Origin of the sequence: Paenibacillus sp. FSL W8-0194 (genome assembly GCF_037969745.1) — a bacterium.
GTDB classification, from domain to species: domain Bacteria; phylum Bacillota; class Bacilli; order Paenibacillales; family Paenibacillaceae; genus Paenibacillus_AQ; species Paenibacillus_AQ cookii.
Map to the genome: position 1 here is coordinate 5,865,211 of NZ_CP150205.1, position 13,209 is coordinate 5,878,419.

The following is a 13,209-nucleotide window of genomic DNA, read 5'->3' on the forward strand; positions in this document are numbered from 1 at the left end:
TTTGCAAAAAGAAACCGCAGAACGGTGTCGATTCATGAAAAAAAGGTTCCTTTCCCGTTAAAAATGTGCAGTTTTGCCGTGAACAACCGGTAACCGAAAAAGACTACCGGAATGAGCAGGTCCGCAATGCATAGTATTTGGCGGGTATGTCGCTGCCGGAAAGGCAAAAAAGCAGCCTCGTGCCGGTTATCGGCACAAGGCTGCTGATGAACATGTCGTATTCAATGAACGCTCAGGAGGACCCCAATCCTTCCTTGATTAGCCGTTTTGTCAGACAGTGTTTCGATTAACGATTTAATTTGCTCATGTCGGAGCCGCCTTCGACGCCGATCGGGAAGTGGCAAGCCACCTCGCGGCCCGGCTTCACTTCCTGCAGCTTCGGCTCGACCTGGCTGCATTTTTCTTGGGCAAACGGACAACGGGTATGGAAACGGCATCCTGACGGCGGGTTGGCCGGGGATGGCACGTCGCCCTGCAGCACGATCCGGCTGCGTTTTTTGGTTGGCGTCGGCTTCGGTATAGCCGACAGCAGAGCAGCCGTATACGGATGCAGCGGCTCGGCGTACAAGCTTTCCGTTTCGCCGACTTCCACCAGTTTACCCAAATACATGACGCCGACGCGGTCGGAAATGTGGCGAACGACGTTCAAGCCGTGCGCGATGAACAGGAAGGTCAGTCCCAGTTCCTTCTGCAGCTTCATGAGCAGGTTGATCACCTGCGATTGCACCGACACGTCGAGCGCGGATACCGCTTCGTCCGCGACGATGAATTTCGGCTTGAGCGCAATGGCCCGGGCAATCCCGATCCGCTGGCGCTGACCGCCGGAAAATTCATGCGGATAACGGTTGCGGCGCGTTGGATCCAGACCGACCATTTCCATCAGTTCCACGACCCGCGCATCGATTTCTTTGGCGGACATTTTCGTATGAATCTTCAATGGTTCGCCGATGACGTCCTTAACGAGGAAACGGGGATTCAGCGATCCGAACGGATCCTGGAAAATGATCTGCATTTCTTCGCGCATTTTGTTCAGCTCGCGGTTGCTCAGCGCATGAACGTCGCGGCCGTTGATTTTCACGGAGCCTTCCGTTGCGCTTTGCAGGCGGAGGATAACCCGTCCGAGCGTCGATTTGCCGCAGCCGGATTCCCCTACAAGCCCGAAGGTTTCGCCTTCGCGGATCGTAAGCGATACATCGTCCACCGCTTTGACGTTGCCGACGACGCGGTTCAGCAGCCCTTTATGGATCGGGAAATATTTTTTGACGTTATTGACTTCCACCAAATTTTTAGCCATGGATGTTATCCCCTTTCCCGGCTACGGCTGCCTTGCCGTTTTCTTCGAACAGCCAGCATTTTGCGTAATGCTCGTCACCGACCTGGATGTCTCCAGGCTCGACTTGGCGGCATTTATCCATGACATGCGGGCAGCGCGGATTAAAGCGGCAGCCTTGCGGAAGGTTGCCCAGCGCCGGAATCGTGCCTTTGATCGTGTACAATTCGCCGCCGCGTTCGCCTTCGAATCCCGGAATGGATTGCAGGAGGCCAACCGTATACGGATGGGACGGATTCGAGAAGATTTCCTCTACCGTTCCCTGCTCTACGATGGCGCCTGCGTACATAACCGCGATATGGTCGGCCATTTCGGCAGCTACGCCCATATCGTGGGTAATGAGCAGGATCGATGTGCCGAGCTTTTCTTTCAAATCTTGCAGCAGGTCCAAAATTTGAGCCTGAACCGTTACGTCAAGCGCGGTTGTCGGTTCATCGGCGATCAGAAGCTCCGGTTTGGAAGCCAGGGCAATGGCGATGACGACGCGCTGACACATCCCGCCGGAGAGCTGGTTCGGATACTGCTTGGCGCGGATTTCCGGCGAAGGAATGCCGACCATGCGAAGCAGCTCGATGGCTTCCTTCCATGCTTCGTCCTTGGATTTATTTTGGTGAAGGCGCAAGCTTTCGGCTATTTGCTCCCCAACCGTAAACACGGGATTCAATGCCGACATCGGATCCTGGAAAATCATCGAGATTTTATTCCCGCGGATGCTTCTCAGTTCCTCTTGTTTTTTCTTGGCCAGGTCTTCACCTTTAAAATTGATGCTTCCTTCCAGGATGATGCCGTTGGCATAATCGATCAGACGCATAATCGACATCGAGGTGACGCTTTTGCCGCTGCCGGACTCGCCGACGAGACAAAGCGTCTTCCCTTTTTCGATACTCAATGAGATGCGGTCCGTTGCTTTCACTAAACCTTTTTCCGTCAAAAAGCCTGTGGTCAGATTCCGGACTTCGAGAAGTTTTTCCGCCATTTTGCTAACCTCCTCCGGGATTTTTTCTGTCTTGGATCAAGGGCGTCACGGATCCCGTCGCCAATGAAGTTAACGGCCAGCACGACAATCAGGATACACAGACCCGGATAAACGGCCAGCATCGGATTGATCAGCATGAACTCCTGCGAGTTGCTCAGCATAATCCCCCAGCTTGTTTGCGGCATTTGGATACCGAGGCCCAAATACGACAAACCGGATTCGGACAAGATCGCTCCGCCGACCATCAGCGTGGCGTTAACGATAATCGGGAAGCTTGCATTGCGCAGCAAATGCCGGAAAATGATGCCCCAGCTGGAAACCCCGGTGGCTCTGGCCGCTTCGACATACTGCATTTCGCGCAGCTGCAGGAATTGTCCCCGCACGAGGCGGGCAACCCCGGTCCAGCTTGTCAGCGCCAATATTAATATGAGGTAAAGCATTTTCGTTCCGAAAATAGCCATGACCAGAATGTTGATGAACATGCTCGGCAGCGAAATCATCACGTCGATCAGACGCATGAAAATCGTGTCGACCCAACCGCCGAAATAACCCGAAATCGCGCCGATTAACGAGCCTAAAAACACGGCAATAACGGCGACGGAAAAACCGACCATAAGCGAGATGCGGCTGCTGTATACAAGACGGGAAAAAATATCCCGGCCCAGCTCGTCCGTTCCAAGGAAATGCTTGCCCGATCCCGGCTTCAAGTTGGAATTCATCATGTCGACTTTCGCCGGATCAAACGGGGCGACCTGTTTGGCGAAAATGGCTACAAGTACAAAAATCAATAAAACGACAAGACCGGTCATTGCGTACGGGTTATGCGAAAACTTCTGCCACACGAGCCTCCACGGTCCTGGCGGTTTTTTACTAGGAGGAAGCGGTGCGTTTTCCGGCGCCGTCGGCTCTGCCGGCTGTACGTTCGGAGCGGTTGCGGCATTCATGTCACTCATTAAGCTTTTCCTCCTTTGCGTCCGATTTGAACTCGTGGGTCTACCAATTTATAAAGAATATCAGCTATCAGGTTGCCAAGCACCACCGCCACGGCGGTAATCATCGTAATGGCCATCAGGACCGAATATTCGCGGGACCTTGCCATATCGACGAACAAACGCCCCATTCCCGGCCAGTTAAATACGTTTTCCGTAAGGGCGGCCCCCGCCACGAGGTTTGCCAGGTCCATACCTAATACTGTAATGATCGGAATTAATGCATTGCGGAGCGCATGGCGGAAAATAACTTTACGTTCAGAAACGCCTTTCGCGCGTGCGGTACGGATATAATCCTGCTCCAGTACCTCCAGCATGCTTGAACGGGAGTATTTGACATAACCGGCCAAATTAAGGAGAATCAGCACGGTTGAAGGCAAAATCAAGTGCATAAACAAGTCGCCGATGTTCCCTTGCTTATCCATGGAATACATGTCCGAGAGCGGCAACCAATCCATTTTCAACGAGAAAAACTCCTGCAAGATGATACCGAACCAGAAGGCCGGCATTGCAAAACCGATATAAGTGACGAAGTTGGCCGTCTGATCAGACAAGCCGTATTCGCGGGTACTGTTGTAAATCCCCCACGGAATGGCGATGATCAAACTTATAACCCAAGAAAAAGACATCAAGACAAGCGTGTTTTTTATGGCAGGCCAAATCACGTCGCCAACAGGAACATTGTTTTTAAACGTATATCCCATATCGCCTTTTAACATGTTTTTAAGCCAAATGACGTACTGTGTAGGTACTGGTTTGTCCAGACCCAGGTTATGCTTTTGAATCGCTGCGGTCTCAGGCGAAAGTCCCGGGGAAATCATCATTTGGGTCGGACCGCCCGGTGCAGCATGCATCAAGCCAAATGCAGCCACCGAAACCAAAAACAATACCAATATGGATTGCAGCAAGCGGCGGATGAGATATTCAGTCATAATTGATCCTCCTAAAATTAAACGTACGCGACACCGCAACCATCCGAAAACGCAAAAAAGGGCGAGGGGAAGATGACTTCCCCTCTAGCACGTTTGCGCCCCTAAATTGTGATCCAATTTATTATTTTGCGTCGTCGATCCACCAGTTGATTGCGTGGAAGAAGTAGCCGTAAGCAAGCGTTGCTTCTGGTTTGTCTTCTTCTGCAAATTTAATCTTCTTGGACATTGCTGTTGGTGCACCATATTGGTACATAAAGATGTAAGGCAGGTCAGTCGACAGGATTTTCGCAGCTTCTTTGTAGATTTCGGCACGTTTTGCTTGGTCTACAGTCGAAGTGCCTTGCTGCCAGAGCTTATCCAATTCAGGGTTGTTGTACCATACGTTGTTTTGGCCGGTTGGCGGCGTAAACTTGGAACCGAAGATCGTTTCTTGGTCCGGATCCGGATTGTTCAGGGACCAACCGATCAGAACGGCTTCGAATTTACCAGGGTTCAGGTTTTGGTCAACCCATGCGGAGAAGTCGAGCGCTTTAGGCTTCACTTCAATGCCTACGTCCGCCAGGTTTTGCTGGATTACCGTTGCTACGCCTTCACGACGGCTGTTGCCGGCGTTGTATTGCAGTTCGAAGGAGAAGCGATGTCCGTCTTTCTCGAGAATGCCGTCTTTGCCTGGCTTCCATCCGTCTTCAGCAAGCAATTGTTTTGCTTTTTCAGGATTGTAGTCATAGTGGGTAGCGGCTTCTTTCGGATCTGCCCAAGAACCTGGAAGGAACGGAGCGTCCATGACGGAACCGATGCCTTTCAGAACGTTATCGATCATGCCTTGACGGTTGAGGGCGTATGCGATCGCTTGTCTTGTTTTCGGGCTGGACCATGGAACGTATTTATCTTTGAAATTGTCGGCTTTGTGGTTCAGGCCGATGTATTCGTATTGAGGACCCGGAGTTGGATCTACGCTCAAGTTGTCTTTGGATTTCAGGACTTCCAGCTGAGTTACAGGAACGCCGTTCGCCAGGTCGATGTCGCCTTTGATGAGGGCTTGGACTTCCGTGTTTTGGTCAGCATAGATTTTGTAAACGACTTTTTGGATGTGAGGCTTAGGACCCCAGTAATCCGGATTCGCTTCAAACGTCAAATATTCTTTTTGTTTCCACTCCGTCCATTTCCAAGGGCCGCTTGTAACGGTTTTGGCAGGATCGGTGCCGTATACGTATTTTTGCATTTCTTCCGGCTTCACGTCTTTCAGGACGTGCTTCGGAACGATTTCCATAGCAAGTACGTATTGGAATGGAGCATACACTTCTTTCAGTGTCACTTTGAACGTGTGATCATCCACTTTTTCGACCTTGCTTACTTTGTCGAATCCCGTGATGCCAGGAGCGCCCGCTTTAGGGTTGCGAACGGTTTCGATCGTGAAAACAGCGTCGTCGGCCGTGATCGGCTGGCCATCGCTCCACTTCGCGGTGTCTTTCAGTTTAACGGTGTATTCCAAGCCGTTTTCGGAAATCGTCATCGGCTCTGCAGCCAAGGACCAAGGCTCAACAGCCACTTTACCGGAACGGTCGATGTCGAACATTTTAGCGAACAAAAATTGCTCCGCGTCGCCCGAAGCCGTGTCCTGCACGTAGATCGGGTTAACGCTAACGATGTCGGATGTGCTTCCGAAAGTCAGCGTACCGCCGTCTTTAGGCGTGCCGGCCGCCGGTTCTTCTTTTTTGTCACCTTCGCTTTTTGCCGGCTCTTCTTTCTTCGGCTCGTCTTTAGGCGCATCGGCGGTTTTGGAATCGCCGCAACCTACGAACAGAGCACTGACAACAGACAATGATACCAATAAGGACAACCATTTTTTCTTACTTGCCATACCTTTTTCCTCCCCTTTGAAAATAAAATGATGGATACCTGCAATTGCTGCATGGAACATCCCAAAAGCCCAACCAATAGTTCAAGCGAAGCTTGTCCGCCGGCTATCAGGGACTTTTACACCTGTGTTCAATTCGTTCTACTGCCCCGAATTACGCCTAACGATTTCCCCCTCTAGTGTTATAGCCATGTAAAAAGCCAGGGTGACGGCAACAGGTGAAGCAATATATTAAAAAATTAATATATCCAAATGTTAGGAGATTGCGGCACCAAATCCGCTCCGGGAGAGAGATGAAAATTGTGAACAACCCGGACATAATTACGGATACCTAATAACGCAATAAAGCATTAATGCTTTAAATGACCATCGGTCAATTGAAATCAGTAAAAAGGGTGTCGATTTGTGCTGGGTAAAACTTCCTACATAAATTTAATGTAATGATACGTGTAAATTAAACTCACGTCAATATTTTTTTAGGCACATCGGATTAAATTTTTTAATGACGCAAAACAAGCGGCAACAATGGGTTTATCGTGAAAATAGAAACCATTTCTTTTCGAATTTTAATGTTAAAGAGCAGAGGATGCCTGAGTAAGAAATGGCTTGTTTGGAAGTGATGGAAAAATTGAATTCGCTTACAACGGTTGAACGCCGTCTGGATTTCAATTAAGTTGTCAGGTTATCTGACATGGTAAATATTTAATATAATACGATCAAATTTACTGGAAACAGATTCATCTGTCAATGGAATAATTATGCATAAATACATTGAAATGTAATTATTGTATTTCATGGAATTGCTTACGATTTTCAACTGTTCTTAGCGTTTGCCATATCAGTATTTACATAACAGATCCGCTTTCCTTATGCTCCTAAAAATACCAAAAAACTTACCGAATCTCTTCTTGGAAAGAAAGACTCGATAAGTTCGATGGGTCAAGCAAAATGGCATGCCACGAAGTGGCCCGGTTCGGCCTCGCGGAACGCCGGGATATCCTTTTTGCAAATATCGGACGCCAACGGGCAGCGCGTATGAAATTTACAGCCTGCGGGCGGATTGGCCGGACTTGGGATGTCGCCTTGCAAAACGATCCGCTCCCGTTTCAGCGTCGGGTCGGGGATCGGGATTGCCGAGAGCAGGGCTTTCGTATACGGGTGCAGCGGGTTTGAAAAAAGCGCCTTTTTGTCCGCCATTTCCGCCATGGAGCCCAAATACATTACGCCGATCCGGTCGCATAAATGCTCGACGACGCTCAAATCATGGGAGATGAACAGATAGGTCAACTGCCTCTCCTTTTGTAAATCGCTGAGGAGATTGATGATCTGCGCCTGGATCGATACGTCCAGTGCCGAGACGGGTTCATCGGCGACGATAAAGTCGGGGTTCAGGATGAGCGCCCGCGCAATCCCGATCCGCTGCCGTTGCCCGCCCGAGAACTCATGGGGAAAACGGTCGTAATGATAGCTTGCCAGCCCGCAGATCTCCAGCGTTTCGACGACCTTTTCCTTCAGCTTTTTCCTCTCGACCAGGCCGTGCTCAAGCAGCGCCTCCCCGATGGCTTCCCCTACTTTGATCCTGGGATTCAAAGAGCTGAACGGGTCCTGGAATACGATTTGCAGCTCCGGACGCAGCTCCCTCAGCTTGTTTTTGGGCAGTCCGAACAGATCCTGGCCTTTAAACCTAACCTCGCCGGCAGTTTTTTCGTGCAAGCGGAGAATCGTGCGGCCAATGGTGCTTTTCCCGCAACCGGATTCGCCCACCAGCCCGAAGGACTCGCCGCGGCGGATGTCGAAGGATACGTCGTCAACCGCTTTGACATACCCGACGGTGCGCTGAAATACGCCGCCGGTGATCGGAAAGTATTTTTTCAGGTTTTTGACTTCGATCAACGCTTCGCCCATCGTTTACCCTCTCCCCTCTTCCTCATAGAGCCAGCATGCCGTTTTATGGCCCGATTCATGGGCGCGGAGGGGCGGTTCTTTCGTTTTGCAGATGTCCATGCAAAAGGCACAGCGGTCATGGAAGTGGCAATTGCTTCCGAGCTCGATCGGATTGGGGACCTGACCCGGGATCGTGTATAACCTCTCCTTCGTCTGGTTGATGACCGGCTTGGCTTTCAAAAGCCCTTGGGTATACGGATGTTTCGGGTTTTTGAACAATTCGACGACCGGCGCCTCCTCAATGACTTTGCCTGCGTACATGACAACAACGAAATCGGCCATTTCCGCGACGACGCCCAAATCATGGGTGATCAGCATAATGGACGTATTCAGTTTTTTCTTGATATCCCGCATCAGATCGAGGATTTGGGCCTGGATCGTCACGTCCAGCGCCGTTGTCGGTTCGTCCGCGATCAGCAGCTTCGGGTTGCAGCTAAGGGCGATGGCGATCATAATCCGCTGGCGCATGCCCCCGCTGAGCTCATGCGGATAAGCATGGAAAATATCCTCCGCCCTGGGGATCCCGACCAGATTGATCAGCTCAATCGCCCGTTTCTTGGCCGCCTTACGGTCCAGCATGAGATGAAGTATCAATGGTTCGGTAATTTGCTCGCCGATGGTTAGAACCGGGTTCAAGGACGACATCGGCTCCTGAAATATGATTGAGATTTCATTGCCGCGGATTCTTCTCATTTCGCTATTGTTCATTTTCAGCAGGTCTTTGCCTTCAAAAACGATTTCTCCGCCGACAATGTTCCCTGGAGGGGATTCGACGAGCCGCATAAGCGACATGGCGGTTACGCTTTTGCCGCAGCCGGATTCGCCGACGACGCATAACGTCTCCCCTTCCCGAATCGTAAAACTGACATCATCGACTGCCTTGACGACACCTGCGGAAGTTCGGAAATGAGTTTGTAAGTTTCGAAATTCAACCAGATTTTTCGCCATATTCGAATCCCCTATTTTTTCGTTTTCGGATCTAAGGCGTCCCTTAGCCCGTCACCTATCAAGTTAATCGCTACGACCGTAATGAGAATACACATGCCCGGAGGAATCCAAAGCCACGGTCTTTTTCGAAAATCGATCATATTGTTGGCAGCCGATATCATGTTGCCCCATGACGGTGTCGGCGGAACGACGCCGATGCCAAGGTAACTGAGCGCGGATTCGTACAAAATTGCGCCGGCCACGCCAAGCGTCGCCGCAACGATAATAATAGGAATCGTATTGGGGAGCAGATGTCTGAAAATTTTACGGCGATCCCGGATTCCGAGGGCATCGACAGCCTGCATGTACTCCATTTCGCGCAGGGCAAGAATTTGTCCGCGGACCAAACGCGCCAAAGACGTCCAACCTAAAATGCCGATGATCAACATAAGGAAGTAAATCCGGTATTTAGGGTCGACTTTCAAATCGGACAAAACGGCGCCCAATATAATCAAGATCGGCAAGGTCGGCATCGACATAAAAATATCGGCAATCCGCATGATGATGGTATCGGCTCCCCTACGGTAAAAGCCTGCGATGGAGCCCAGCGTTGCGCCGACGATGACGGCAATGGTCGTTGAAATAATCCCTACCACAAGCGAAATTCGACCGGCAAGCATCATCCGCAATAAAATGTCGCGCCCGAGGGAATCGGTTCCCAGCCAATGTGCGCTGCTTGGCGGCTTGTTTTTCATCGAAATTTTGTAATCTTCAAGCTCGTAAGGCGAAAAAAGCGGGCCGAAAAAGCAAACGACAAACATAACGACGAGTATGATAAAGCCGATAAGAGCCAGTTTATTCCTGGTAAAACGCCGTAGGGCCATGCTCCAGGGAGAGGCGGGCGCTTTTATGGCTTTACCGGCGGTAGGGTCTGTTTTGGCTACATCAATAACGGACATGGATTCTCCCCCCTCACTTTAGCCGTATTCTTGGATCCGCGACCCCGTATAATACGTCAGACAACAAGTTGCCGAGCAGAGTCAGCAGCGCGATGAAGATCGTAAAGCCCAGCATGAAAGGATAGTCCCGCATATTGATGGATTCGAGGTAAACTTGCCCAACCCCGGGCCATATAAAAATCTTTTCCAGAATAATTGCTCCCCCGAAAAGCCCGGGCAATTCAAAACCGAGCAGCGTAATGGCTGGCAGCATGGCGTTACGCAAAGCATGCTTAAAAATAACCACCCGTTCGTGAAGCCCTTTTGCGCGCGCCGTTCGAATATAATCCATATGGATGACTTCTAGCATGCTTGTTCTGAAATAACGCGTTAAGCTGCCTGTGCTCAGCATGGTCAATACCAAGACGGGCAGAAACGCATGTTTAAGAACATCCACGATATATGCCCAACCTTGGGCGTTCAGACCTGCAGTCGTCATGCCGCCTACTGGGGTAATACCCAAACCTAATGAGAGCGTTTTAATTAAAAAGAGCCCCAAAAAAAACGATGGAAGCGACATAGATAGAAATATAAACAGGGTCACAATTTTATCGAATAACGAATACTGAAATCTGGCCGAAAATACGCCGGCAAAGATGGCGATGATCCACGCAAACAGCAAGCTGAAAAATGCGATAATAACCGAATTCCATACGTAATTGTTCATGACGGAAGTGACGGGCTCCTTGTGAACCAAGGAATCGCCCATGTTCCCTGTCAGCATGTTGCCGATCCATATGAAGTAACGCTGTACCGCCGGCTTGTCAAGTCCGTAGATTTCCCTAAGCTGCTGCGCCTTTTCCTGGGTCATATTCGGGTTGTTCTGGGCCGTAATGTAATCTCCGGGAACGAGCGCAGAGATGGCGAAAATGATGATCGAAACCCCGATCAGGGTCGGGATCATCTGCAGCAGCCTCCGGATAATGTACTGCTTCATAACGATTCCTCCCGGCTTCATATGTGGATATGCTCAGCTCCCTGAATTCCGGGAGCCGAGCACCATGAATTCCATTCGTTTATTGCGGCAATTCCGCGTTATAGAGGCCATAGGAGAAATCTTTGTACGGGGAAAGGTCAAAGCCCTTGACTCTGGCATTGATCGGCCACATGTCTCTTCTCTGATACATGAAAATCATCGGCAGGTCGTGGTTAAGCTCTTGATACAGCTCTTTATAAATTTCCTTACGTTTGTTTGTATCCAGCTCAACCTTGCCCTTTTCCATTAATTCGTCAACTTTTTTGTTAGAGTAGCCCATTTTGTTCTGAGCCCCGTTCGTGATAAAGATCGTTGTGTCCGGATCCGCTGACAGACCCCATGCTGCAAAGAACATATCGTAGTCGCCTTTATCCTTCTTATCCATGACGGCATTGAAATCAAGCATTTCGGATGTTAATGCGATGCCGAGTTCTTTGTAGTTTTGGGTCATAATCGGGATGAGAGCATCCACAACCGAAGTTTCAGCTGTTGCAGAGAAGTTGATCTTGAACTTTTCGCCGTCTTTTTCGCGGATGCCGTCCGATCCGACCTTCCATCCGGCTTCATCGAGCAATTGTTTAGCTTTATCAAGGTTAAACTCATATTTCTCGATGTTTTCGTCGGTATATGCCCAGGAAACTTTGGACTGAGGAATGTTAATTACGTCTGCATATTTGCCGAAGACGCCTTCGACGACCTCTGCGCGGTTCAAGCCGTATACCAGTGCTTGGCGAACTTTCAGGTCCTGATATTTCTTTAACTTATGATTAAATTGGACGTATCCGTAACCGTTCGTCGGGAAGATATTAACGTCTAAGAAGCCGTAAGATTTGAGTTCTTCGACGTTGTCTTCACTGACAGTGACCATGTCCATATCCGTTTCGCCGGATTGCAGCATGGCCATTTTCGTTTCCTCGGTCGTTGTTTTAAAGACGACGTTTTTGATTTTCGGCGCGCCCTTGAAATAATTCGGATTTGCCGTGAGATCTACCTCTTGGCCCGGAGCGTATTTGGTCAGCACATATTGTCCGCTGCCGATCGGCTTATTGTTCAAAGCTTTGATCGATTCGACATTACCTTGCTTGTACCCCTTTCCATAGTAGGCTTCAGGTACAAGATAAACCGTGCCCAAGTCGATTTTTGTTATCGCTTGTGGTTCCAGCACCGTCACTTCCACCGTGTTGTCGTCGATGACTTTAACCCCGGAAATATCCTTCGCCTTGCCGTCGTGGTATTCTTGAGCGCCTTTGATTTTATCGCTGAGCAAGTCCGACGGTCCGTCGTAGCTGCCGTCAAGCAGTACTTTAAGTGCAAACACGTAATCTTTAACGGTTACCGGCGTTCCGTCGCTATATTTAACGCCTGGCTTTAGATGGAACGTATATTTTAAGCCATCGTCCGATACATCAACTTTGTCAGCAAGCGAATTGTCATAGGTTCCGTCTTTCTGGACTTCCAAAAAGCTGCTGAATAAGGCTTTGACCACGTATTGGTCATATGCGGTTTCACCGTAGAACGGGCTGAAGATACCCTTGGGAGCGGTCATCCCCACGATCAGCGTATCTTTGCGGTTCGTTGCCAACGCCGGGCTGGAAGCCGGATCCGTCGCCGGGAAGATCCCGTCATTTTGATCGGTTGCCGCAGCATCGTCCTTTTTGGCGTCATCCGTTTTTGCGGTATCGTCTGTTTTGGCCGTATCATCTGTCTTTTTCGAGTCGTCGGTTTTATTTTGCGTTCCTTGCTCTGTCGGCGCAGGATCCGCCGTTTTCTCATCGCCGCCCCCGCATCCAGCCAACAATCCGCCAAACATCGCAAGCGTCAATAGAAATATCGAAAGCTTTCTCTTCAAAATAAAATCCCCCTTAGATTTAGTGAAACTCCAAAAACGGGTACTGCAAACAAACGGTGCGATCACTCCTTTTCGGACGATGAATCTGCTTCTTGCCGCATTTCGTCGCATACTTGCAATAAAGCATTAATGCATTAAATGACCATCGGTCAATTGAAAACGGCAAGAGTGGAAGGATTAAATTACAATGGGTAATTTTTCCTCGTAAATTTAATGTAAATAATACGTGCAAACTTATGCCTAGTCAATATCTTTTTTGTGCGCATTTATCAATTTTTTTGAATGTTAAAAAATCCTGTATAATAAGGGTTTTTCGATAAAAATTCGGGTCGTCTTATGTCATTTTTTTAACGTTAAAGTCGAAGGGTGCACAGGGGTGGAAATTCGAGTTTTCAAAGATGAATAGATAGGGAATGAAACTAAGAAGAGT

10 protein-coding genes are annotated in these 13,209 nt (G+C 49.5%); all 10 read right to left on the reverse strand.

Features of this window, described 5'->3' with window-relative positions; translation table 11 throughout:
- Nucleotides 1-286 precede the first annotated feature (286 nt).
- The 10 genes from MKY58_RS27120 to MKY58_RS27165 all read right to left on the reverse strand — a co-directional run bounded on the left by MKY58_RS27120 (nucleotide 287) and on the right by MKY58_RS27165 (nucleotide 12,740).
- Nucleotides 287-1,294 carry a dipeptide ABC transporter ATP-binding protein gene (locus MKY58_RS27120; RefSeq protein ID WP_339322817.1) on the reverse strand — a complete coding sequence of 336 codons (1,008 nt, stop codon included), beginning with the start codon at nucleotides 1,292-1,294 and terminating at the stop codon, nucleotides 287-289.
- Nucleotides 1,287-2,306 (reverse strand): ABC transporter ATP-binding protein, encoded by a 1,020-nt coding sequence (locus MKY58_RS27125; protein ID WP_339322818.1) that lies wholly within the window; start codon nucleotides 2,304-2,306, stop codon nucleotides 1,287-1,289. Before MKY58_RS27125 ends, MKY58_RS27120 begins: the two co-directional genes overlap by 8 nt.
- Nucleotides 2,273-3,259: an ABC transporter permease gene (locus MKY58_RS27130; protein WP_339322819.1), complete on the reverse strand. Its 987-nt coding sequence runs from the start codon at nucleotides 3,257-3,259 to the stop codon at nucleotides 2,273-2,275. Before MKY58_RS27130 ends, MKY58_RS27125 begins: the two co-directional genes overlap by 34 nt.
- A complete protein-coding gene (locus MKY58_RS27135; protein WP_339322820.1) occupies nucleotides 3,259-4,227 on the reverse strand; it encodes an ABC transporter permease in 969 nt (322 codons plus the stop codon). Before MKY58_RS27135 ends, MKY58_RS27130 begins: the two co-directional genes overlap by 1 nt.
- A 121-nt stretch (nucleotides 4,228-4,348) precedes the next feature.
- Nucleotides 4,349-6,088, reverse strand: a complete 1,740-nt coding sequence (locus MKY58_RS27140) for a peptide-binding protein (RefSeq protein WP_339322821.1) — start codon at nucleotides 6,086-6,088, stop codon at nucleotides 4,349-4,351.
- Between the two features lie 936 nt (nucleotides 6,089-7,024).
- Entirely contained in the window at nucleotides 7,025-7,990 is a 966-nt protein-coding gene (locus tag MKY58_RS27145; RefSeq protein ID WP_339322822.1) for a dipeptide ABC transporter ATP-binding protein, read from the reverse strand.
- 3 nt (nucleotides 7,991-7,993) lie between these two features.
- Nucleotides 7,994-8,977, reverse strand: a complete 984-nt coding sequence (locus MKY58_RS27150; RefSeq protein ID WP_339322823.1) for an ABC transporter ATP-binding protein — start codon at nucleotides 8,975-8,977, stop codon at nucleotides 7,994-7,996.
- Between the two features lie 11 nt (nucleotides 8,978-8,988).
- A complete protein-coding gene (opp4C, locus tag MKY58_RS27155; RefSeq protein WP_339322824.1) occupies nucleotides 8,989-9,915 on the reverse strand; it encodes an oligopeptide ABC transporter permease in 927 nt (308 codons plus the stop codon).
- A gap of 13 nt (nucleotides 9,916-9,928) precedes the next feature.
- The gene (locus MKY58_RS27160) at nucleotides 9,929-10,891 is read right to left on the reverse strand and encodes an ABC transporter permease (protein ID WP_339322825.1); all 963 of its coding nucleotides are present in this window, start codon (nucleotides 10,889-10,891) and stop codon (nucleotides 9,929-9,931) included.
- 79 nt (nucleotides 10,892-10,970) lie between these two features.
- Nucleotides 10,971-12,740 carry an ABC transporter substrate-binding protein gene (locus MKY58_RS27165; RefSeq protein ID WP_339325257.1) on the reverse strand — a complete coding sequence of 590 codons (1,770 nt, stop codon included), beginning with the start codon at nucleotides 12,738-12,740 and terminating at the stop codon, nucleotides 10,971-10,973.
- Nucleotides 12,741-13,209 lie beyond the last annotated feature (469 nt).